The organism is Evansella sp. AB-rgal1, assembly GCF_041820985.1.
Classification (GTDB): domain Bacteria; phylum Bacillota; class Bacilli; order Bacillales; family Salisediminibacteriaceae; genus Evansella.
In genome coordinates this window covers 22051-47327 of the sequence record NZ_JBGUAU010000010.1, presented here as the reverse complement: position 1 = coordinate 47327, position 25277 = coordinate 22051, and the positions used below count along the sequence as shown (strand labels likewise).

At 37.4% G+C, this 25277-nt stretch carries 19 protein-coding genes; 11 read left to right on the top strand and 8 right to left on the bottom strand.

Going from position 1 to position 25277, the window contains the following annotated elements:
* Nucleotide 1: 1 nt before the first annotated feature.
* The 10 genes from ACERII_RS10205 to ACERII_RS10160 all read left to right on the top strand — a co-directional run bounded on the left by ACERII_RS10205 (nt 2) and on the right by ACERII_RS10160 (nt 18112).
* Nucleotides 2–2053 (top strand): glycoside hydrolase family 65, encoded by a 2052-nt coding sequence (locus ACERII_RS10205; protein WP_373642071.1) that lies wholly within the window; start codon nt 2–4, stop codon nt 2051–2053.
* 135 nt (nt 2054–2188) lie between these two features.
* Nucleotides 2189–4582, top strand: a complete 2394-nt coding sequence (locus ACERII_RS10200) for a glycosyl hydrolase family 95 catalytic domain-containing protein (RefSeq protein ID WP_373642069.1) — start codon at nt 2189–2191, stop codon at nt 4580–4582.
* A gap of 44 nt (nt 4583–4626) precedes the next feature.
* A complete protein-coding gene (locus tag ACERII_RS10195) occupies nt 4627–5808 on the top strand; it encodes an oligogalacturonate lyase family protein (protein WP_373642068.1) in 1182 nt (393 codons plus the stop codon).
* A gap of 233 nt (nt 5809–6041) precedes the next feature.
* Entirely contained in the window at nt 6042–7325 is a 1284-nt protein-coding gene (locus ACERII_RS10190) for a Gfo/Idh/MocA family oxidoreductase (RefSeq protein WP_373642066.1), read from the top strand.
* Nucleotides 7326–7448: 123 nt separating this feature from the next.
* Nucleotides 7449–10334, top strand: coding sequence for an alpha-L-rhamnosidase (locus ACERII_RS10185; protein ID WP_373642064.1), 2886 nt, complete (start codon nt 7449–7451; stop codon nt 10332–10334).
* Between the two features lie 1037 nt (nt 10335–11371).
* Complete coding sequence (locus tag ACERII_RS10180; protein ID WP_373642063.1) at nt 11372–12919, top strand: response regulator transcription factor; 1548 nt, start codon at nt 11372–11374, stop codon at nt 12917–12919.
* Between the two features lie 11 nt (nt 12920–12930).
* Nucleotides 12931–14703, top strand: coding sequence for a sensor histidine kinase (locus ACERII_RS10175; RefSeq protein ID WP_373642062.1), 1773 nt, complete (start codon nt 12931–12933; stop codon nt 14701–14703).
* A 183-nt stretch (nt 14704–14886) separates the two neighbouring features.
* On the top strand, nt 14887–16170 hold the full coding sequence (locus ACERII_RS10170) for an ABC transporter substrate-binding protein (protein WP_373642060.1): 1284 nt from the start codon (nt 14887–14889) through the stop codon (nt 16168–16170).
* Between the two features lie 252 nt (nt 16171–16422).
* On the top strand, nt 16423–17292 hold the full coding sequence (locus ACERII_RS10165; RefSeq protein ID WP_373642257.1) for a carbohydrate ABC transporter permease: 870 nt from the start codon (nt 16423–16425) through the stop codon (nt 17290–17292).
* Nucleotides 17285–18112: a carbohydrate ABC transporter permease gene (locus tag ACERII_RS10160; RefSeq protein ID WP_373642058.1), complete on the top strand. Its 828-nt coding sequence runs from the start codon at nt 17285–17287 to the stop codon at nt 18110–18112. The genes ACERII_RS10165 and ACERII_RS10160 overlap by 8 nt, the downstream gene beginning before the upstream one ends.
* Nucleotides 18113–18272: 160 nt before the next feature.
* On the opposite strand, the gene ACERII_RS10155 is transcribed toward ACERII_RS10160, so the two are convergent.
* On the bottom strand, nt 18273–19169 hold the full coding sequence (locus tag ACERII_RS10155; RefSeq protein WP_373642057.1) for a helix-turn-helix domain-containing protein: 897 nt from the start codon (nt 19167–19169) through the stop codon (nt 18273–18275).
* Between the two features lie 128 nt (nt 19170–19297).
* On the opposite strand from ACERII_RS10155, the gene melA reads away from it, so the two are divergent.
* Complete coding sequence (gene melA / locus ACERII_RS10150; protein WP_373642055.1) at nt 19298–20599, top strand: alpha-glucosidase/alpha-galactosidase; 1302 nt, start codon at nt 19298–19300, stop codon at nt 20597–20599.
* Nucleotides 20600–20901: 302 nt separating this feature from the next.
* Here the strand turns inward: melA and ACERII_RS10145 are convergent, their stop codons facing one another.
* From ACERII_RS10145 to ACERII_RS10115, 7 genes are all read right to left on the bottom strand, one after another.
* The gene (locus tag ACERII_RS10145; protein ID WP_373642054.1) at nt 20902–21378 is read right to left on the bottom strand and encodes a hypothetical protein; all 477 of its coding nucleotides are present in this window, start codon (nt 21376–21378) and stop codon (nt 20902–20904) included.
* Nucleotides 21379–21436: 58 nt separating this feature from the next.
* On the bottom strand, nt 21437–21565 hold the full coding sequence (locus ACERII_RS10140; protein WP_373642053.1) for a cyclic lactone autoinducer peptide: 129 nt from the start codon (nt 21563–21565) through the stop codon (nt 21437–21439).
* On the bottom strand, nt 21562–22188 hold the full coding sequence (locus tag ACERII_RS10135; RefSeq protein ID WP_373642051.1) for an accessory gene regulator B family protein: 627 nt from the start codon (nt 22186–22188) through the stop codon (nt 21562–21564). Before ACERII_RS10135 ends, ACERII_RS10140 begins: the two co-directional genes overlap by 4 nt.
* Nucleotides 22189–22190: 2 nt before the next feature.
* Nucleotides 22191–23012: a sensor histidine kinase gene (locus ACERII_RS10130; RefSeq protein WP_373642049.1), complete on the bottom strand. Its 822-nt coding sequence runs from the start codon at nt 23010–23012 to the stop codon at nt 22191–22193.
* A 341-nt stretch (nt 23013–23353) separates the two neighbouring features.
* On the bottom strand, nt 23354–23629 hold the full coding sequence (locus tag ACERII_RS10125) for a BMC domain-containing protein (RefSeq protein ID WP_373642047.1): 276 nt from the start codon (nt 23627–23629) through the stop codon (nt 23354–23356).
* 70 nt (nt 23630–23699) lie between these two features.
* Nucleotides 23700–24476 carry a propanediol utilization microcompartment protein PduB gene (gene pduB / locus ACERII_RS10120; RefSeq protein ID WP_373642045.1) on the bottom strand — a complete coding sequence of 259 codons (777 nt, stop codon included), beginning with the start codon at nt 24474–24476 and terminating at the stop codon, nt 23700–23702.
* Between the two features lie 21 nt (nt 24477–24497).
* Complete coding sequence (locus ACERII_RS10115; RefSeq protein ID WP_373642043.1) at nt 24498–25265, bottom strand: glycyl-radical enzyme activating protein; 768 nt, start codon at nt 25263–25265, stop codon at nt 24498–24500.
* Nucleotides 25266–25277: the final 12 nt, after the last annotated feature.

The following is a 25277-nucleotide window of genomic DNA, read 5'->3' as shown; positions in this document are numbered from 1 at the left end:
AATGGATAAGAAGATGGTTGTGGAGAGACATAATCCACTTATAACAAAAGTAGACTCGTTATCTCCATTATCCCTTGGGAACGGGGAGTTTGGATTTAGTGTTGATTTTACTGGTTTACAAACCTTTCCCGAAGAATATGAAACTCCACTTGGAACACAGTCTAATTGGGGCTGGCATTATACGAATGGACCCGAGTTATATACAAATGATGATATTACATTTCAAAGTTTTGAAACGTATGGACGTAACGTTAAATATCCAATGAAACCAGAGGATAAGCCGGAAGCATATCATTGGTTAAGGCAGAATCCTCATCGACTTCAGCTCGGGAGAATTTCATTCCGTTTTTATACTCAAGAGGGAGCGGAAGTAAATTGTACTCAAATTACTAATATAGAGCAAAAATTGAATCTATGGACAGGTACGATACATAGTAAGTTTATGGTAGAGGAAGTTCCTGTTAACGTAGAAACAGTTTGCCATCCTATATATGATGCAATTGGAGTAAAGGTATCGTCTCCATTGATTAAGGAAAAGCGGCTTGAAGTATTTACTATATTTCCTAATCCAGATATTACTCATACGAACTGGGCCAAGTCAGTCCAGCTAAACTATGAAAATGAAGATAGACATAGTACGGATTTACACCTTGAAAATACGAATACTGCCATTTTAAAAAGACAGATGGATAATGACAACTATGATGTAAAGTGGAATTGGAGTTCAGGAACACTTAAGGCTACGAATACGCATGAGTTTACTTTATATTCCAATGGGGAGACAGATGAAATAGAATGTACATTTTCATTTGCAACTGAAAATCCAGCAGATACCACTATGAGAGAGATACGTAAGTTAAGTGAGGATCATTGGGAAAGGTTTTGGTTAGACGGGGGCTTAGTTGATTTTTCAGAAAGTACGGATAATAGAGCGAACGAATTGGAAAGAAGAGTTGTCCTTTCGCAATATTTATGTGCTATTCATAGTGGAGGGTCATTGCCACCTCAAGAGACAGGTCTTATGTATAATAGTTGGTTTGGTAAGTTACATTTAGAAATGCACTGGTGGCATGCTGCACATTTTCCACTTTGGAGTCGACCAAGTCTTTTATCCAAAAGTATGGATTGGTATCAATCTATTTTACCCAATGCAAGAGAGTTAGCACGTTCTCAAGGCTATGTTGGTGCTCGTTGGCCGAAAATGGTTGGATATGATGGAATTCAAACTCCTTCCCCTGTTGCACCAGGATTAATATGGCAACAACCACATCCGATTGCATTAGCCGAATTACTTTATCGGTCTAAGCCGTCGAAAGAAATACTAGAAAAATATAAGTCAATCGTTTTTGAATCCGCTGATTTCATGGCTTCGTTTGCTCATTGGGATGAGGAAAAGAATGCTTATGTATTAGGACCACCTCTCATTCCTGCTCAGGAATGTCATCGTATGAAAGATAGTTTAAATCCTCCTTATGAAGTGGAGTATTGGAAGTATGGATTGGAAATAGCGATGAAATGGGCGCAGCGTTTACGTGTTTCTAATAATCCAATATGGGAAAAGATTGCAAATGCAATGGCTCCTCTTCCACAATCGGAAGGTGTTTATCTAGCCCATGAAAATTGCCTAGATACATTCACTGAAAAAAATCATGATCACCCATCTATGGTTGGGGCATTAGGAATACTCCCAGGAACATTAGTAGATTTAGAGGTTATGAGAAGCACATTGAAAAAAGTAGAAAAGGTATGGGATTGGGAATCTGCTTGGGGATGGGATTTCCCGATGTGTGCCATGACCGCAGCACGATTAGGAGAAAGAGAGATGGCTATCAACTTTTTATTAATGGATGCAACGAAAAATACGTATCTTGCAAATGGTCATAATTATCAAAGACCTGGCTTAACTGCTTACTTACCAGGAAATGGTGGTTTGTTAACTGCTGTAGCAATGATGATATGTGGATGGGAAGGATCTTCAACCAATGACTGCCCAGGATTCCCTAGTAATGGAAGTTGGACAGTAAAGTGGGAAGGAATTGAACCTTACATCTAAGTTTTCGTTAATTTAGTGTTGATATTTTTCAATCCCTTACCAAAACATACGATCATTCGGAAGGGTTTGATGAGGTCGCATATCAAATTTGTAAAGTTGCAGTCTGGACAATCGAATTAATGGAGGTTTGTATCAATGCCATGTACTGATAATAATAGAAATAAACTAGTGTTGAAGTATCCAGCTTCATGGTGGCGAAACATGTGGAGAGAGGCACTACCTTCAGGAAATGGAAAAATCGGTGCTGCTGTCTATGGCGGAGTGAACCTTGAAACGGTGTTAATTAATCACGAGGAACTGTGGCATGGAGGGAAAAAGGATGAGCTACCAGAAGTTAGCCACACACTTCGTGAAACCCGTAGATTGATAGAAGAGGAAAAATATCAGGAAGCAAATTGGAATTTGACGAAGTCTTTAAAAGAAAAAGGATATAGTACACAACTATCCTCTATTTTACCTCTCGTTGATTTGAAAGTGAGAATGCACAATAAGTCCGGTTTTCATCATTATCGTAGAGTTCTTGACATGGAAACAGGGGAGATTCATGTAAGCTGGAAAGAAGAAAATAACATTTTTATGAGAAGCTTATTTGTATCACGTGCAGATGATGTCATTGTTTACGAAATAAATTCTACTGAACTACTGTTTTCCGCAGACTTTCAGTTCAAACTGCATAAGAGTGATAGTCATAAAATGGAGAACAAAATAAAACAATTAGAAAAGACAGTGCAAATAAAAACAGAGGACAACTTCCTCTACTATTCTGCAACAAATGATGACAACACGGATTACGGTGCTGTTATCCGGATCGTTCCAACCGGTGGGGAATGTCTCCCTGAGTATGATTCTATTTGTTGTAAAAATACGAGTAAAGTTGTTGCTCTTATCAAAGTCTTTGTGAAATCGGACTATAAAAAGGAATGGCCAAAGTTAAGATCGGAACTATTGTCGTTAGACCCTATATATAAAGGTCTGTTAGGTAAACATGTGCTTTTACATCAGGAACTCTTCCATTCAGCTTCTTTATTTTTAGATGGCAATGATAACGAGCACTCCAATGAACAACTGTTACTAGATGCATATGAGGGAGAAGTCTCTACAACACTTGTAGAGAAAATGTGGTCATATGGTAGATATCTCTTCATCTCTGGAACTAGAGAGGAAGGGCAGCCATTTGGAATGTATGGATTATGGGGTGGAGATTACAATTTGATGTGGTGTCATCGAATGGCAAATGAAAATATCCAAATGATGTACTGGCATGCAAACGTGGGCGGACTCACAGATTCAATAACAACGTTGTTTTATTATTATAAGGAAATGATAAACGATTTCCGTGATAGTGCCAAAAAGCTATATGGATGCCGTGGAATTTATATACCTGCAGGAACTACACCGAATATTGGAATTCCTAATCAAATTGTTCCCGTTATTATGAATTGGACAGGTGCCGCTGGTTGGCTTGCACAACACTTTTATGATTACTACTTATATACAGGTGATAAAGATTTCTTAACGAATCAACTACTTCCATATATGAGAGAGGTTGCGCTTTTCTATCAAGACTTCTTAGTTCTAGGTGATGATAATCAATATGATTATCTACCATCTGTTTCTCCAGAAAATACTCCACAAAATTTCATGCCAAAGGATGGAAATCCTATTGCACATCCTATGCCTACAACTATTAATGCAACAATGGATATCGCTATTGTAAAAGAGTTGTTAACTAACTTGGTAGAGGGATGTAGAGAAGGATCAGTCTATTTAGATGAAATTCGTGTATGGGAAGAAATGATTTCCCGTTTACCAGAGTATACAGTAACGAAAGATGGGGCGATAGAGGAATGGTTGCATCCAGCATTTGAAGAAAGAAATGATCATCGTCATCTTTCTCATATTTACCCCTTATTTCCAGGTAACGAATGTATGCAAAAAACGGGAACGCATTTATTCGGTGCTTTCAAAAAAGCAGTAGAAAACCGTGTCATTGGTGCTCAAACAGGTTGGTCTTTCATGCATATGGCGTGTATTTATGCTAGGTTACATGAGGGAAATAAAGCACTACAAAGTTTAGAATATTTATCCCGTTCTTGTTTATTAAATAACTTTTATACACTTCATAACGATTGGAGAAATATGGGGTTAAGTATGGAAATTGAAACTGCTCCTATCCAAATGGATGCGAATATGGGGTGGGTCAATGCGGTTCAAGAGATGCTTCTCTTTGTTTCCAAAGATATGTTGAAAGTCTTACCAGCTCTGCCTGATAAGTGGAAAAAAGGTAGTGTTCGAGATTTTCGATTTTGTACGGGAAAAATCTCTTTTTCTTGGGATGTGGATACGAACTTCTTTCAAGCATCACTTGTTGCAGATAGAAAAACTAAGACTACGTTACAACTACCAAGCGTTTTTACTGGTTATGATCTAATAGGCGATGGAGTGGAAATTTCAAACTCTTCATTAGGTGGAAGTTATTATGATGTTGAAATGTATCCAAATCAAAAAGTAATGATATCAACTACGTAATGTAACTTCATAGTTAAATTTGATATATAAGGTGGGACAAAAAAATGGGAAAAGGATATGTATACGATAGTGAAATGTCTGTTTTTACTGATTCTATAAGTGGTGTAAAGATTACTAAATTAACGAATTATCTTGCACATAATTTTCACACGTATTTTACAAATAACGGGTGGTACGAACAAAACAGTAAATTATTATTAGTTTCTGATAGAGGGAATTGCTCTAACTTATATAGCTTAGAATTGAAAACTGGAAAACTTACGCAATTAACAAATTTCACTATTAATGACGATGCTCGAATTCAGGGTACGTATATTAACCCCACAAAAAAGGAAGCCTATTTCACTTTCAATGACAAAATTATCGCATTGAACCTTGATACATTAGAGGAAGAAGAAATTTTTACGCTACCAAATGGATACATCTATAGTAGTTTAAGTTGCACGGCTGACGGAGAAAACCTTTGTTTTGGACTAAGGGAAGATTTATCACATAGAATTCATAGTAATTTATCGAATGGGTATGTTGGGTTTAAGGAAGTGGAAGCAGCGAGGCCACATACACAAATTTGTATGTTACATCTACAAACAAACACGATGAACGTGATTCATGAAGAAAATCGTTGGATTGGCCATATTAACACGTCTCCTACTCAACCTCATTTGCTTTCTTTTTGTCATGAAGGGCCTTGGAGTCGAGTTGATCATCGAATGTGGGTAATGGATATAAGTAAAAATCAGGTATGGAAACTAAGAGACGGATATCCAAACCAATTTGCAGGACATGAATATTGGCATGATGATGGAATTCATATTGGATTTCATGGATTTACTGAATCAGTAGCCAGGAAAGATGGGAAGTTTCTGGGGTCGATAAAATATGATAATACAAATCTTGAGGAATATGACTTCCCCTATCAAAATATGCATATTCATTCAAATGATTCTAGTATGATCGTTGGAGATGGACAACAAGCAAGCGCTTACGGTAATACAAATAGTGACTGCATTTATCTTTGGAAAAAAGTAAATGATGACCTAGAAGGACCTCGAATTCTCTGTAAGCATAGAGGAAGTTTCCATACTCAAAAAGTGCATGTGCATCCAAGGTTTAGTCCTGATGGAAAAAAAGTACTATTTACAAGCGATATGGATGGCTATGCAAATGTCTATTTAGTAGACGTTCCATCATTTGAAAAGCTGCCAATGATGGACGAGATAGAGTAATTTTTATAGAGTAGACCTCCATGCAGATGAGAATTTGCACTATAGAGAATGAAAATACGTTATAAGATGTTAGAAACATCTTCTATATATGCAATGAGCGTAAGCCTACTCAACTCCCCATAGGAAAGGGAGTTGGCTGAAGCGAATGGAATACAAACCAACAAAGTTAATATTCCATATTAGTCTGTATACGTATTTTCAGGGGAAACAATATTTCGAGAGGAGAATTTTCAATGAAAAAGAGATATGTATTAATAGGAACCGGTGGTAGAGCAGAGTTTTTCTATGGGGCATTAGCAAGGGATTTTAAAGAAACAGGAGAATTAGTGGCGTTCTGTGATATAAATGAAACTCGAATGAATTATGCAAATAGATTACTGATGGAAAAATATGAGCATCCTGCAATCAACACCTATATGAGTGATCAATTCGAAGAGATGATAAAGAAAGAAAAGCCTGATTTTGCTATTGTTACAACGGTAGATAGAACTCACCATACGTATATTATTAAAGCTTTGGAACTAGGGTGTAATGTTATTACGGAAAAACCTATGACAGTAGATGCGGAGAAATGTCAGGAAATAATTGATGCGGTAAACCGGACTGGAAAAGAGGTTCGTGTGACGTTCAATTATCGTTACGCTCCACATAACACAAAAATTCGAGAGCTTATTAAAGACGGAGTAATTGGTGATGTATTTTCCGTAAATTTTGAATGGGCATTAAATACACGACACGGTGCAGATTATTTTAGAAGATGGCATCGTGATAAACGTAATAGCGGTGGTTTACTCGTTCATAAATCTACTCACCACTTTGATTTGGTAAACTTTTGGCTTGGATCAGAGCCCCAAAAAGTATATGCAAACGGAGGACTGCGTTTTTACGGTAAAGAGAATGCAGAATCGAGAGGAGTAACAAAGTTTTATCAGCGAGCACATGGAAGTGAAAATGCAAGTGGAGATCCATTTGCAATCCAATTAGAGGAGAATGATCACTTAAAAGCGATGTATCTTGATGCAGAGAAAGAAGATGGTTATCAACGAGACCAAAGTGTTTTCGGTGATGGGATAAGTATTGAAGATACACTTGGTGTAATGGTTACTTATAAAAATAAAGCAATTTTAACCTATTCGTTAAATGCTTACTTGCCATGGGAAGGATTTATCGTTTCATTTAATGGTAGTAAAGGAAGAATTGAAGTGAAAGTTCGAGAACGGTCGTACATTAATGCTGGCGGTGAAAAGTCAAAGGAAGGTGCTTTAAAAGAAAAGTCTATTCAAGTCCTACCTATGTTTGGAAAACCTTATGAAGTAGAAATAGTCCAAGGGATAGGTGGTCATGGAGGAGGCGATCCAATATTACTTCAGGATATCTTTGGTACTCCAACAGAAGATGAGTTTCATAGAGCGGCCTCCCATGTTGACGGAGCAATGTCCATATTAACAGGAATTGCAGGGAATATCTCCTTACAAACTGGTCAAGCGGTGGAAGTGGATGACTTAATTACATTTTAATAGTAAAAGATACTTAGAATAATAGTAACAAGTATTTATGAAATTCTTAAGTTACTTTTTTCAATGATTATGCAAAAGAAGCAAGGAACATCCTTGCTTCTTTTATATAGAGGAGGATGTCGTATGAGGATATATAATATGAGAACAAATAATGTTACGAATCCATTAGGATTTGAATTAGATAATGTAAGTTTATCTTGGGTAATTGATAGAGCGGAATCATCAGCAAGTTTCCAGTCGGAAGCTAGAGTAGAAATCTCACTGTCTTCTGGATTTGAGGATGTACTATTTGATAGTGGAAAAAAGAAAGAAATGAACCGACTTTGTTATCAGCCTGATCTAATTTTACACCCACGTACCAGATATTATTGGCGTGTTACGGTATGGGGAGAGAATGAGGAAGTCGGAGTGAGCGAAGCTGCTTGGTTTGAAACTGGTAAAATAGCTGAAGAGTGGCAGGCAAAGTGGATTAGTCCCAATTTACCTTCAGATATTCACCCTATCATTCGTCGCCCATTCGAAATCAAGAAAGAGGTAGTGAATGCAAGAATGTATATAACTGGACTTGGTTTATACGATCTTGAATTAAATGGTAAAAAAGTAGGTTCAGAATATCTAGCCCCTGGTTTTCATTCGTATGATTTTTGGTTACAATATCAAACTTACGACATTACGAAAGATTTGAAACAAGGAAAAAATGCATTAGGAATTATGCTAGGAAATGGATGGTATAAAGGAAGATTTGGTTTTGGTGGAGGATATGAGAATATATACGGTGATTCCTTTTCCTTCATTGCGGAAATGCATCTAAGATATAAAGATGGAACATCGGAAGTAGTAGTGACGGACGATACTTGGAAATGTATGCAAGCACCTATTACTTTTAGCGGGATATATGATGGTGAAGTGTATGACGCTAATAAGGAAGAAAGTCTATGGAGTAGTCCAGAGTTGGAAGAAGAACCAACAACAGAAGTGTATTTCAATAAAGACTCCTTCCCTAAGCTACAAGGAAGATATAGTTTACCTGTAAAAATTATGGAGGAAATCAAACCTCTAAAAGTGATCCAAACTCCTGCAGGTGAAACAGTGTTAGATTTTGGTCAAAATATGACTGGATGGGTAAAATTTGCTTCAAGAGCAAAGAAAGGCGTAAAGCAAAAGTTAGAGTACGGGGAAATTCTTCAAGAGGGTAACTTTTATAACAAGAATCTCCGCTCCGCAAAGGCGCAATATACGTATATCTCAAATGGGGAAAAGCGGGAAGTTCAGCCAAAATTCACTTTCTACGGTTTTCGTTATGTGAGATTAGAGGGATTCGGTGAATGTCCTGATATAAAAGATTTTACGGGCTGTGTTGTATATAGTGAAATGGAAAAAACAGGTTTCATTAAAACATCTAATCCTTTAGTAAATAAATTATTTGAAAATGTTATGTGGGGTCAGAAAGGTAATTTCTTGGATGTTCCAACCGATTGTCCTCAGCGAGATGAGCGAATGGGGTGGACAGGAGATGCACAAATCTTTGCTTCTACTGCTTGCTTTAATATGTATTCACCAGCATTTTTTAAAAAATATATGTTTGACCTTCGAAAAGAGCAGCAGTATTTACAGGGGTCTGTTCCGTTTATTGTTCCGGCTATCAAACCAAAAGGTGTACATGGGTTTGTAATGGGACATGGATCCACAGCTTGGGCTGATGCAGCTACAATTATTCCCTGGATGGTTTATCTACATTATGGTAACAAGCAATTGTTACAATCTCAATTTGATACGATGAAAGATTGGGTAGAATATATGAAATCACTTGATGAAGAAACAGGTGGTAAACGCTTGTTAAAGAAAGGTATTCATTTAGGAGATTGGCTTGCACTTGATGGAGAAGATCCCGCGGGTAGATTAGGAGGAACAGACCAATTCTATATTGCTTCTGCTTGTTACTACTATTCTACTAATATTGTATCAAAAGCCGCGTACATTCTTGGGAAAGAATCCGACGGGAAAAAGTATGCTCAATTAGCTACTGAAATTAAAGACGCTATGAATAAAGAATACATCACCACTAATGGGAGGTTGGCAATAAATACACAAACTGGATTAATACTAGCTCTGTATATGGATTTGATATATGAAGATTACAAACCTCGTGTGATTGATGATTTAAAACGAAAGTTGATTGATAATAATATGTATTTGAAAACTGGTTTTGTTGGTACACCATATTTTTGTCACGCATTATCCAATTACGCTGGAAATGAGTATGCTTATAGTCTGTTGCTAAATGAGGATTATCCAAGCTGGATTTATTCCATTCACTTAGGAGCAACAACGATTTGGGAGAGATGGAACTCTGTATTAGAGGATGGTAGTATTAGCGGTACTGGCATGAACTCATTAAATCATTATGCATACGGATCGATTGTTGACTGGATGTACCAACATATGTGTGGAATTCGTCCAAATGAGGATTATCCAGGATATCGTCAATTTACGTTAGAGCCTAAACCGGATGGCCGCATAGAGTTTGTAGAAGCAAGCTTTGAATCTGCATCAGGAACGATTAAGTCAGGGTGGAAGATAAGGAAGGATCAAGAAATAGTCTTTACATTCAGTGTGCCATTTGATACGAAGGCAGATCTCATCCTACCAAATGCTAGTGTTGATGATATCAAAATTAATGGTGAAAGTGCTAGTTATGTTGATGCGAGGCAACATGGTGAAAATGTAATAACACAGTTAACTGCTGGTGACTATGAAATCATTTATCCACTTCCTCGTACTTACGTAAAGAAATATAGTATAGATAGTACGTTGAGAGAGTTATTGATTAATGGAAAAACGAGAAAAATTATTCAAGAAGATCTTCAGTATCACTATGCAACACAAGAGCTATATAAGGGCGAGTTGTTAGATATTCCACTTCGTGAAATTAGAGCTAATAAATTGATATCAAGTTATGTTACTCAAAAGACTCTCGAAGATATAGGAAAGAAGTTGGAAAGGATTTGAAGAAAGCACTGGGGACGGTTCTCGCTGCTTCCTTTTCGACAAATACTGCGAATAAAAATGGTGCCTGTTCCTCGTGAGGAGGCATCATTTTATTCAATAAGTAGCTGTCTTACAGTGATGATAGAAAGTCATTGTAGGTAGTGTTGATAGCATTTGAGATCCCATCAGGTATTTAATAGTGGAAGGAACGGACATGTAAAATGTCTGCATGCTCCGTAACCCCACTATATTTTTCCAAAAAGTAATATCCAATGTCATGATGGAGAAGTATATAAAGAAATGATGCAAAGTACCTGAATTCGGACAAATCGTTCAGGTACTTTGTTTTCTTTCTTTTCAAGTCTACTAACTTAAATGTTATCCATCCAAGAAGCAATATCGGTTGATTTAATGTACTAGGAGTGGGAAAGTTGAGATTTCATCTAAAAAAATTACAAATTTATTTAAATAATACAAACTCCTCCACACCTACCTCCCATTACATCATTTAATTATTACAAGTTAATCAAAATAATGTTATAACACCTTTATTTATGTGGTGTTACAATAATTGCGAATAAAATAGAAAGCGCTTCCATTCGAAGCGGATATTTCTTTTGTCTTCTTTAGCGGATTAGATTTATAGTCTTTTAAATATGGAGGTGATCTTGGCTAAGAAAAGAATTCTAGTAATCTAAAGGAAGAGTTGAGATAAGGTCATTATTGGTTAGTTCAAATTACGCAGTAAGTAGACTGAACATTCAGAATAAATATAGATACTACTAGTTATATCAGGAATTAACCTGCCCGATTAAAAGCCAAAAGTACTTTTTATCGTCCAGAACATTTGCATATAGGTCATGAAAGGGCGCCTTGCGCATTTCTTATGTACCATGCTAGCAAGTGCCTAACCCCTAGTGTAATATAGCTTTAACGCAGCGGGGATCAAACACCTTTTTAAAATGTGCTAAAAAAAGAATTTCATTCAACATGCCCCTCGAAAGGTTTATAATAAAAATTATAGATTAAATTCGTCGCCAATGAGGGAGTGGAGTAAGTTGAGTCACGGAGAATTATGTAGAGTTATTATTGTTGACGATGAGTTGTTGATTAGACAGGGGATTAAACATTATATAGAGTGGGAGCAAGAAGGCTTTGAAATTGTCGGGGAGGCTTCCAACGGACAGGAAGCAATGGAACTCATCCGTACCAAGGCCCCACATATTATCATAACAGATATTGTCATGCCTGTTATGGATGGGGAAGAGTTGACGAGGGTCGTGAGAAAGGAGTTTCCTCAGATTCAAGTAATCATACTTAGCAGTTTCGGAGAATTTGACTACGTCCGTTCTACCTTTCAACACGGCGTGGTTGATTATATTTTAAAGCCTAAACTAGATGGGGAAATTCTACTAGATGCTCTTAAAAAAGCGGTTACTAGAATACCTCATTTTCAATTGGTGAAGCAAGGAGAAGATCCCGAATTAACGATAGAAGATTGCATTACCAAACTAATTACTGGTGAACAGAATATACAAATGCTTGATATACTTAACCAAGCATTCTCGCATGATTACTTTTATTTAATGGGAATGCATTATAATAACCAGGCATCTATTGACATGACGATTAAACAACAGCAAATAGAAAAGGTGTTACTGCAACACTTAAATAATAAACTAGTTTCCATCTTTAGACCGCAGAAAGATATGCTTGTAATCCTAATTAATTTAGATAAGGAGGAAGATAATATTCTCATGGAGGCAGCTAGGAAACTAGCAGAATCTCTGTCAGAAGTCACTATCGTTATTACGGGTTTTAAAGGAATAGACAATTTAGTAAACGCTTACAAAGTGGATCTGATGAAATTACTGAAGTACACCTTTTATTTTTCAGAAGAGGCACTTCTCACCTTTGATAAGCTACCCAAACCATTACCAACCTGCAAGGGTTTTGACTTGGACAGTTTTATAAGTGAATTTAAAAGGGAGCAGTTTGATTCGTCATTTACCTATTTAGAGGAGCATATATCCTCCTTTTCCTTTTGCTACACGAAGGATGTGTACGAATTTAAGTCCTTTTTCAATAATATTATTTTTAACATAACTATCCTTCTCAGCAATATGGATTACGATATCCAGCAGTTGGACAAGGCGAAGTACACCTATTTTAAATCCATAGATGAGGCCAGGACGGCTAAGGAAGTTCTTCAACAGTGGGATCATTTTTTGCTTGAAGTGAAACAACTACTTGCCACTGGGAAAAATCAAGCCAGGAATCCAAATATGAAGAAGCTCATGCAATATATTACGGACCATTATGCAGAGCCAATCACCCTGACAGAGGTCGCGAAGCACTTTCATTTCAATCCTTCTTATTTATCAAACTATTTTGCAACACATAATAAAGAGAGTTTTATAGAATACTTGAATAGGATTCGAATTGAAGAAGCATCTAGGCTGTTAGTAAAAAAATCAGCTGCCATTTCAGAGGTAGGAAGTAAGGTTGGCTATTCCGATCACAGTTACTTCTGTAAAGTTTTTAAGAAAGTAAAGGGAATGTCCCCCAGTCAATATCGAAGGACACAACAATTGAATAAGAGATGAGATGTGTTTTTATGAAAAAAATAGTGGAACGGTTAAAAGCAAGTAGTATGTTTCTTATCATGTTTGTTATAACTGTCGTTAGTATTATCAGCGTAACGGTTATTATCACCTGGACAACCATGCGGATGTCGGAAGAATTCTTCATTGAAACCTTTAGTATTACCAATGCAAAAGTGGTGAACCAAATAAAGGAGAGCTTTGAATCCTTGAACTACTCTGTCGTCATTGCTTCCCACAATCTGTTGCAAAACGGAGCGATGAAGCAAATTCTTTTAGAAGAATATACGAATATTCAATTAATGAATATTTACTATGATCTAAATATCCAAATGGAACGGGTAAAATTGAACTTTGGTGCCTATGACTTGGGAATGATGGTAATGGGTACAAATGGTATTAGGTATGCAACGGACCACCGTACCCATTGGCCTATCACTGATGAGGAATTAGAAAACCATCCAATTGCTATCCAAACCCTCAATGAACCTTATTGGCTAAAGTATCACTATTATCACCGTATTGATGAGTCCAATATGCTAGAGAATAACTACATAGTAGCCTCACGAGCCTTTTACGAAAGAATGTCTAGGAACGTATATGGCGCTATGTTTTTTGCTATTAATGAACGTGATTTCCGCCAATTTTACTCCAATTTCACCAGTCCTGGCAATGATGTCCTCGTTCTAAATGATTCAGGTGTAATAGTCTCCAGTAATCGTACAGAACTCATTGGGCAGGAAGCAGAAGATCTCCTTGATCATGCATTCTCATTGACAAATGGGGCGGAGAACTATAAAGATACCACTTTCAGGGGAGCGGACTATATCATCTTGTCAGAATACCTTCCTACATATGATATGTACTTATTGAATTTGATTGATAAAAGGACAGCTATCGGAAATTTTGTAGATAAAAAGGCCATTGTTCTTATTAGTATGGCGATTGTTTTCGTTGTATTGATTATTATCTTTTTCATATCTAAAAAAATGACCAATTCTTTGACGAATCTAGTTAAACATATGGAAAATGCACCGAAACAAGAGTTTCACCAATACGTTTCAGTTTCAGGGATGTATGAAACGAGACAGATAGGTAATGCCTTTAACGCTATGTTGGATGAACTTCACGAGTATGTAGATCAGCTTGTCCTTATACAAAAACAAAAACGAAAGGCCGAGCTTGCGGCATTGCAGCAGCAGATCAATCCACATTTCCTATACAATACCCTAACATCTATTAAATTCATGGTGCTCCAAGGGGATAAGGAAGATGCATCGCATACCATTAATGCCCTTATATCTTTGTTGCAAAATACCATTGGAAATGTAAGTGAAACGGTAACGATTGAGCAAGAAATCGATAATCTAAAAAGCTATGTTTTCATAAATCAGAAGCGGTATGGAGACCGAATCAAGGTAAATTACTTCATAGACCCAAGTTGTGTTCATTATCATATTCCTAAGCTAGTCCTACAACCATTTATGGAGAATGCCTTTTTCCATGGCTTTAACCAAAAGGGCGAGGGGCAGATAAATGTTCTTGTTTGGCAGGAAGGTGATACATTCATTTGTGAAGTGGTGGATGACGGTGATGGGATGGAAGTTGGAAAGGAAAATAACTTACCGAGTACAAAGCGAAATCAGCACCTTTTCAGTGGGATTGGTGTAAAAAATGTTCATGATCGTATTCAAATGATTTATGGTGAGCCATACGGAGTGACCATTACGAGCGAAATAGGTAAGGGGACAAAGGTAAGAATCACCCTACCTACGGATGTTAACTAAAGATTTTTATACAATCTAAAAATAATCCCAATCTTATAGAGAAAGAAAATTCAAAATATAAAAATATAACAAATCTAAGAAAATATCGTCCTAACAGTAATATGGAGGCAGATGCTAACATGAAAAGTGTAAGAGTAAACGCTTACAAAAATGAAATTGCTAAAACATAGGGGGTAAGAAAAGATGAAAAAAGTAATTATCGTTTTGTTATTAGTAAGTTTCATAGTGTTAGCAGCCTGTTCATCGGGTTCCGATGATGCATCTTCTGGAGGCGAAGTTGATAAGATTACGGTATGGGCATGGGACCCAAATTTTAACATTAGGGCCTTGAACTTGGCGAAAGATGTTTATGTTTCCGTAGACGGAGATTTGGAAATTGAAATCGTTGAAAACGCACAGGATGATATTATCCAAAGATTAAACACTAGCTTAAGTTCTGGAACGAATACAGGATTACCAAACATTGTGCTTATTGAGGATTACCGTGCACAAAGTTTCCTACAAGCATACCCAGATGCTTTTCACAAAATAACAGGATCATTTGATACTGATGATTTTGCACCTTACAAATTATCCCCTACAAGTCTTGATGGGGAAAACTACGGACTTCCTTTTGACACCGGTGTTACGGGAATGTACGTGCGAACAGATTATTTAGCTGCAGCTGGCTATACAGTGGAAGATGTAACAAATATTGATTGGAACCAGTACATTGAAATTGGTAAAGCAGTAAAGGAAGCAACTGGAAAGCACATGATTACATTAGATCCGAACGATCTTGGGATTATTCGTATGATGATACAATCAAGCGGATCTTGGTATGTGAAAGAAGATGGATCAACACCTGACATCGATGGAAATGAAGCGTTGGCAGAAGCATTTGCTACTTACAAAGAGTTGATTGAAGCAGACTTAGTGAAGCCTATTTCCGATTGGAGTCAGTTCGTATCTGGGTTTAATAATGGAGACGTTGCCACCGTTGTTACTGGTAACTGGATCACTCCGTCTGTAAAAGCAGAAGATTCTCAATCAGGAAATTGGGCAGTAGTACCACAACCTAAAATGGCAGGAATGGCCAATTCCGTTAATGCCTCTAACCTTGGTGGTAGCTCTTGGTATGTCCTTGATATTGATGGTAAAGAGCAAGCAACGGATTTTCTAGCAAAAACATTCGGTTCTAATATTGAATTGTATCAGAAATTCGTAACAGAGATTGGTGCTATGGGTACGTACCTTCCCGCAGCAAAAGGAGATGCTTACCAAGTAGAAGATGATTTCTTTGGCGGTCAAACAATTCTTGCTGATTTCTCTAATTGGTCGGAAGCTATTCCACAAGTGAATTTTGGATTACACACGTACGCTATTGAGGACATTTTAGTGGTGGAAATGCAGAACTATCTAAATGGAAAAGACGTTAACGAAGCTTTAGCTGATGCACACCGTCAAGCAGAAGCACAAATTAAGTAATAAACAAATTAGCTTATATTTCCATCCATTCTATTAAAAAATAAGAGACTGAGCCTCGGTAACAAGCCGGCTTCGCCTACTCCCGTAACTAGCGGAGACATGGTTGCACCAGGCGAGTTGTTCCGAAGCTCTTTTCTTTTATTGAAAGGTAAGGAGTGACTTCATTTGATACCAGCACCCGTTAAGATAAATCAGAATACTAAAGGAAATAAGGCAAGTCTCCCAGTACCACCAAAAAGATCAAGGGGAACATTGCGAACGAAGAATACGTTAGTAGGTTGGGCTTTTATTGGGTTATCTGTATTTCTCATTGGTTTATTTTATTTCTATCCAATGGTTCAAGCACTATTGTTATCCTTTCAATCTGGTTCAGGAACAAATTTACAATATGTTGGCTTAGATAATTATCGCAGATTATTCGGTGACCCAACTTTCCATGCTGCGGTGAGAAATACGGTGATTTATCTACTTGTACAAGTACCAGTAATGATTATTCTAGCTCTAATTATTTCCGTTTTATTGAATGACAAAAGATTAAAGTTTAAAGGCTTTTACAGAACAGCTATCTTTTTACCATGTGTAACTTCATTGGTTGCCTATTCCGTCATATTTAAATACTTATTTGGTTCGGATGGATTAATTAATATGATGCTCGTGAAAATGGCTGTAATAGCTCAACCAATTCAGTGGATCACTGATCCATTCTGGGCAAAGATAACGATTATTATTGCGATTACCTGGCGTTGGACCGGTTATAATATGATTTTTTATCTATCGGCTTTACAAAACATTGATAACTCTATCTATGAGGCTGCAAGAATTGATGGGGCTAGTGCCTTCCAACAGTTCTTTAAAATAACCATACCGATGCTAAAGCCAATTATCTTGTTTACTTCCATTGTTTCTACTATTGGTACTCTTCAATTATTTGATGAGGTAATGAATATAACTGGTGGTGGGCCAGGAAATGCCACACTATCCATTTCTCAATACATTTACAATATTTCCTTTAAATACACACCAGACTTTGGTTATGCGGCAACGGTATCGTACGCCATTGTGGTAATGATTGTCTTCTTCTCTATTATTCAGTTTAAAGTGGCAGGTGATAAAAATGGCTAAATTAAGAAGAGTATTCATCTATGTTTTTTTATCGGGAGCTGCTCTCGTTTCTATCTTTCCCTTTTTGTGGATGGTCGTCAGTGCTACTAACCGTTCGGTGGACGTTACAAAGGGGAGGTTATTACCTGGAACACATTTCTTCGAGAACTTTCGCAATCTAATAGATACGGTGAATCTAGTTCCGTCACTTATGAATTCAGCAAAAATATCCATTTCTACGACGGTTCTTTCATTACTAATAGCTTCCTTAGCGGGGTATGGGTTTGAAATTTATCGAAGCAAAACGACCGATGTGGTCTTTACTATTTTACTGTTGTCTATGATGATTCCCTTTGCGGCCTTAATGGTTCCTTTGTTTCGTATGTTTGCAGGATTCTCCCAAGTGTTTCCTATGATTGGTATTAACACTTTAACTGCCGTGGTTATACCAACACTGACAACGGCCTTCCTAATTTTCTTTTTCCGGCAAAGTACCAAAATGTTTCCGCGGGAATTGCTTGAGGCAGGAAGGATGGATGGATTATCGGAATTAGGATTGTTCTTCCGAATCTATCTCCCTACCATGAAAACTACCTATGCAGCGGCCGCAATCATTACGTTCATGGCAAGTTGGAATAACTATTTGTGGCCGTTGGTTGTATTACAGTCTCCAGACAAAATGACGATACCTTTATTGATCTCAAACTTAGGATCCAGTTATTCCCCTGATTTCGGAGTAATTATGACAGCCATTGTTATCGCAACCTTACCGACCGCCCTGATCTTCTTTATCATGCAGAAGCACTTTGTCGCAGGGATGATGGGGTCTATTAAAGGGTAATAGGAAGCATCGGGGACGGTTCTCGTTGCTTCCATATAGAAAAAAAGTTGCCAATTCCGTGGGGATTGGCAACTTTTTAATATAGGCTACCCCTACCATTCCAAGCATGGCAATGCTTCGCAGTTGGAAGACAGGTATCAAATTCAGGCCGCTTCAGAGCTTACAATATCAAATGATCCACCGGAACAAACGACTTGCTGCTTCTATATTTTCCAGGAGAGATTCCTAAGTGGGTGCGAAACACCTTCGTGAAGTAATTGCCGTTGGAATAACCTACTCTCACCGCAACTTCCTCCACCGAAAGCTCCTCCTTTTTTAATAAATTCACAGCTTTGTTCAATCTCAGTTTCGTGACATACTGCATTGGTGTAGAATTCGTTGCTTCTTGAAATGTTCTCGTGAAATGGTATTTCGAAATCCCGGAAGCCGCAACGATATCATCAAGAGATATTGGCTTTTCATAGTTATTGTTCATGAAGGTGACCGCATTGACAACGGATTTTGGATATCCCTGCTCCTTTTTTTCTAGATGAAAAATGAAGCGGTTCAGCTCCATCAAGAAAGAGTAAGCAAGATTGGAAGTAGCAAAAGCATCTTGTAGTTCATTTCCACTTGCTTTTTCATAAATGGAAAAAAGTAGTTTGATTGGCGTGGAGTTTGGGTCGACCTTTATAATGCTTCCTACTTCTTTCGTAATCGATTCATAGATATGATGGGCTTCCTCACCAAACAAAGTAATGTATACAAATTCCCATCCCTGACTATGTTGGGGTAAATAATAGCGGTGAGCACTAGGAAGCTTAACGAAGAAGGCATCCCCTGATTGAAGGGGGTGAGTTTGATCACCCAATGTAATTTCCCCTGTGCCACGGAGAGTGTACTGAAAAACTATTTTTCCAAACTCATTCCTTGTTAATCCATCCCAATCATACGAAGTACTCTCTTGTTTTTCCAAGCCTATCGAATAAATACCTGCAACGCGCTCCTGCTGACTTCCTTTGAAGCGAAAACCAAAGGAACGATAATGTTGTGAATCAGACAGCAAAATTTTACCCATCCCCCTCTTTTTTTACCATTGTGAAACCGTTTAATTTTTCTTAAGATGATTATAACAGGTATTTTGTAGACGATGTTAATGGAAATAAAAATTCATTTTTTTTTACCTATTAATGGAGGGATTCATTCATGTCAAAAATTACGTTTCTAGGAGCTGGAAGTACCGTTTTTGCGAAAAATGTACTTGGAGATTGTATGACAGTGCCAGCACTGCAAGGTTTTGAGTTTGCATTATTTGATATCGATCAAGAAAGATTAAAAGATTCTGAGATGATGTTGGAAAACTTAAAAGAAAGCTTAGGATCAACATGCAAGGTAGTTGCTTACACCGATCGGAAGGAAGCACTACGCGGTGCTAAGTATGTGATCAATGCGATTCAAGTCGGGGGATATGATCCTAGTACGATTATTGATTTTGAGATTCCGAAAAAATATGGTTTACGACAAACGATAGCTGATACGATTGGCATTGGGGGGATTTTCCGCAGCTTGCGAACGATTCCTGTGATGATGGATTTTGCAAAAGACATGGAAGAAGTATGTCCGGATGCTTGGTTTTTGAATTACACAAATCCCATGGCTGCGTTAACGGGAACGATGCTCCGTTATACGAATATCAAGACAGTTGGTTTGTGTCACAGTGTTCAAATCTGCGCGGACCACTTGCTGAAGGGATTAGAAATGCCAACAGATAATGTGGTGTGGAAGATAGCCGGAATTAATCATCTTGCATGGTTACTGGAAATCAGTCGTAATGGAGAAGATTTGTATGCGGAAATTAAACGAAGAGCGCGGGAAAAACAGAAGACGAAGCATCTTGATATGGTTCGTTTCGAGTTGATGGAGCGTTTTGGGTATTATGTGACAGAATCCTCCGAACATAATGCAGAGTATCATCCTTATTTTATCAAGAGCAAATACCCAGATCTAATTGACCGTTTTAATATTCCGTTGGATGAATATCCCCGTCGTTGTGTGAATCAGATAGAAGGTTGGAACAACATGCGAAATGATTTAGTGAACAATAAAAATTTAACACATACACGTTCCAATGAATATGGTTCTTTCATTATGGAAGCAATGGAAACAAATAAGCCGTTCAAGATAGGTGGAAATGTTCTGAACTCGGGAGGATTAATTAGTAACTTACCTGAAAAGGCTTGTGTGGAAGTACCGTGTCTTGTGGATTCGAATGGTGTGACCCCAACGTATGTGGGCGAACTGCCAGAACAGTTAGCAGCGCTTAATAGAACGAACATTAATACTCAATTACTCACAATTGAAGCAGCAATGACGAAAAAACGAGAGCATATTTACCAAGCAGCCATGCTCGATCCACATACAGCTTCAGAGCTATCCATTGACGACATCATCTCCCTATGCGACGACCTAATCGAAGCCCACGGAGATTGGCTACCAAAGTTTGAATAGGAAGCAGTGGGGAAAAAATTAATCATAGGGCAGAACGATGATTTAAAAGGAGTCTAAAGGTTCAAGGAATTAATGATGTATCCATCACGATAGACGGAGATCATTACATCATCAAAACAGAAGATGCAGAAAGAGTAAAAGATGTAATATCAGCTTACGTCAAAAACCGTTAATCAGCAGTTAGAATGGTTCTCGTGCTTTCTTAGAACACCAACTAAAATACAAAAAAAAAGTCTTACACCGAAGTATTGAAAGCTGCGTTGCTCATCATCAGGTGTAAGACCTTATATATCTCTTATTCATTACTTTGAAATTAATGCAAAGAGATCAATTTTTAACCGGAGTTTATGCAAAAGCATTGTGAGTAATAGCAAAGGAATCAATGCAGTTATATAGCTAAATAAAATGCGAGTCCATGGATCACTTAATATTTCAGCATAATTTAAATTGATTGGAAAGACATGGATAAGTATTAATGTTAGAAATAGCTCCATAAGACCTAGCGTTACGAAAGCTGATAAGCCAAGTAATAAGCTTTGTACCGGTTTAAAGCGAAAAAGGAGTAACATTAATAATATAAACATGGTAAACGTTAAAAAAGGCTTATAGGAAGTATCAAAATAAACACTTAGCAAAAAAGTAAATCCACCATAGATAACTGCAAATAAAATGAGATGCTGTGTGTTATCTCTAACGTTTATCCTAAAAAGAATAAAAAGAAATAATGCTAAAATAAATGCTTCAGGAACGGATAATAAGATAAAGCTGTACCAAGACATGATGTTCACACTCTCTTATTTTAGTCTAATTAGGATAATCCACTAATAATTCTAAATCTTACAATTTATTTTCAGGGAGTTTTGGCTGGTAGTATATTATACTAGATGCAGAACTCACATCTGCCTTTGCTACAAGTACTACAATTGTAATTAAAGCACCAACAGATGCCTTGATTAGTTTTTTCATTTTATTCCCTCCATCCTGTTAATAAACTCTTCCATTCTTTCAACAAACTTATATGTTATTGGATGAATACTACTTAACTGTGCAATAAACCCTAAGATAGATGCTAGTATCCATTCCTGAAGGCCGAATTTCGTATGTAAGAAGTATATTATACCTCCCCATAGAAAAATGAAAAATAATGACAATTTGCGCAATTTTTCTAGTTGCCGCTCGCTCATTTTTTTATAAAAGTGGTTAGAAGGTGCATAAAAGTAAGCCAATAACAGTCCAAATAGAACAGAAAGTAATAAGAGAACTACATATTTTTCTGACGATATGATGTTTACTAATTTTGTAGATGCAAAAGATATAGAGAGAAAAATGATAACTCCAGAAAATAGACAACGGGAATAGGTGGAATAATGGTGCCCACCGGTTAAAGAACGAAAGACAGCAAACGTGATAAAAACTCCAAGCATTGGAATGATAAACCCAAGGATGTAGGCTAAACCTAGCAGAGTGAAGCCTTTGAGTATGGCACCAATAATAATCTCCAGTCCATACCGAACATATTCCACTTCTTTATTCCGATCAGTTAAATTACACAAGAAAACAGCAGTTCTTTGACTGATTTGATTTATCATATCTAACTCCTTGGTAAATGGATTTCTATTACAACGAGTGAATTTTCGTTCGTTATTTTTAACTCCCCATGATACTTTTGTGTAATTTGATTAATGATAGCTAGTCCATAGCCTCTCTTTCTGTTCCCCTGAGATTTTGTAGAATATCCCATTTCCAGAAATTTTTCGTTAAAGGTTGTGTGTATACTTGTATTTTTTATCGTTAACTGGTATCCACGATCATTTTCTGTCATAGCGAGAACAATCTTATGTTTCTCTTTTGGTAGTTCCACTGTTGCATCGTGTGCATTGTCTAGTAAATTACTTAGTAAGCGAATGAAGTCTGTTGATGATAACTTAGCTGCAAAGGTTTCACTTTCAATAGCAAGCTCAAATGGGATTTGTTCTTTTGCATAATTACCCATTTTTGTATATAACATAGAGGAAAGTATTGGGTTACTTATTTGTAATGCTCGATTCGTGATTTGAACTTCACCAACGATATTATCAATATAGCTAGCTGCTGAGGGAAATTTATTTAGTTTAATTAAGCCCGCCACAACAGTTAGATGGTTGTTAAGATCGTGTCGGTCAGAACGAACAGAAGTAACTAGTGCTTGAAATTGTTCTTCATGAGTATTTTCTGTTAAAGAAATTTTTCGCTTCTGTTCTCTTATTGCCGTAACAGCTAATAGAACGAGACATAAGATATTTAACATCATCATGAAAAGAAGGTGTACTGGTACACCAATAATAGTGATGTTATCTTCAAATATGACAATGGAAGATATTAAAAATATGTTCAATAAAGTTTGAGTTAATATAATGATAATATATATAATCATAATGTCATATTCAAGGATTTTAAGAATGTAATGAATACCTTGACTCCTCTACGATTTACATGTCTTTTTATAAATAATAACACACTTTTAGAATAATAAGTTTAAGAATTTGTTAATATTGACGGATAAAGTCGAAAAATGACAAAAAAGATGTAATTTTGAGGTGCTGTATCCTCATTTGATTCGGTTTGCGAAAGGGTTTGGCGACTAAATGATTGGGCAAAAATCAGAGATTCAAATTCGTTTGGTAGTGACTTCCTAAGATCGTAAGTAGCTTCATAGAATAGGGAATAAAAACAAGCCCATCATGGATTACCATAACAGGCTTTGTTTTCTAGTAATTACTTACTGGGCAAAAATTTCTCTGTATCAATATGTGGGCGTGGGATCACATGAGTGGAAACTACTTCGCCTACATTGCGAGCGGAAGCAACTCCTGCATCAGTAGCTGCTTTAACAGCCCCAACATCTCCACGAACAAGTACTGTTACGAGTCCGGAGCCAATTCGCTCATAGCCGATAAGAGTAACGTTTGCTGCTTTTACCATAGCATCTGCTGCCTCAACTGCAGCAATAAAACCTTTTGTTTCAATCATCCCTAAAGCATCTGAATTCATTTTTGTTCCTCCTTCATTAGTTGGGTAGCTACGGAATAGTTTCCAAAAGCACCTTTCCATAGCCTATCTTTTAAATATATGGTTTCGTCACAGAGACTGGAGTTTCACCCAATGTGCCTAGTAAGGTAATCCCGATTTCTCTTGCGGCGATTACCGCTTGTCGAACTGCACCAGAGTCGCCACTTACCGTAATAATTACTTCATTAGAGAAGCTAGTGCCACTTGCTGGTGATGCGTAACTTACTACATCCACATTTGCAGCTTTAACCGCAGCATCTGCTAAAACCACACCAATAGCTGCAGGCCCTGCACAAATGAGACCAAACGATTTACCGAGAGGAGCTCTGAATGCTTTCTCAATAGCGTAGCTTGCGCGAGCAGTATATTGAAACTCTAAGTGACCTGCTTCGTTGCTGTACACATCTCCCATCGTTGTTTCAATGGTCTGCAATGCAACTTCTACAGCGCGACGAGCATCGGAAACATCTTCACTACCAAGGATGATCAAGCATCCATGACCAGCACCACCTTTTGTATCTCGAGCTAGTTCAATAGAAAGAACTTCCGTATTTGTCGCTTTTACTGCCTCATCTACCGCCATAATATGAGGACCAGCACCAGTGCGGGCACCGATAATACCGATGGATCGATACTTTTTATCAATGTTCATTTTTTCATGGAGAAGATGGTCCACGTTCGCAATGACTAAGCCGATCGTATCTCCTATGGCTGTACCAACGAACTCTGTGATGGAGCATTGTTTTTGTTTCATTGGTTGGGAATCTCCTTTTTTAGAATGAATTTCTTTTTCCACTTCCTGAAGTACCTTTTGTAATAGATCTTCCAAATAAATCCCTCCTATCTTGCGTTAACCGCCGATTTTACAAGTAAATCCGTGTCCTTCTACTAATTCCTTCAGAGATTCTAAATCAGCCGTGCGAAGTGGTTCAATATCCTTCCATTCAAAGTCGCGATTCAATAGCTCATATTTGCTTTTTCCGAAATTGGTATAAGGAAGCAGATGGATTTCTGACACATTTGACATATGCTTCGCAAATTCACAAATATAGTGAATTTGCTTTTCACTGAAATTGAAGTTTGGAATCACCGGGATACGAATGATAACATGTTGAGCAATTTCATTAATGAGCAACGCATTTTTTAAAATGCCATCGTTCTTTACACCCGTTCCTTCTATATGAACATCGAACGGGATAGCCTTTATATCAAGAAGGACATGATCTAATCTGGGAATAATTCTACGAATAATATCCTCGTTAGCAAATGCAGTTGTTTCGATCGCTGTGGTCCATCCGTTCATTTGGCAAACCGTAATGAGTTGATCTAAAAAATCAGGATACATTAACGCTTCGCCTCCAGAGAAGGTGATGCCTCCTTCAGAACGGCGATACGTAATTTGATCTTTTTTTATCTCTTCATACACATCTTTTACGGTCATCATTTCTCCAAAATCCTTCGTAGGCTTAGCGGATTGTGATTCAGGATTAAAGCACCACTTACAAGCAAGGGGACATCCTTTTAGAAAAACGATTGTTCGAATTCCAGGGCCATCGTGAATGGAAAAACGTTGAATGTTGAACACACAAGCTTGTTTTTCATAATCAACCTGTTCCATATCCTTTGAGTT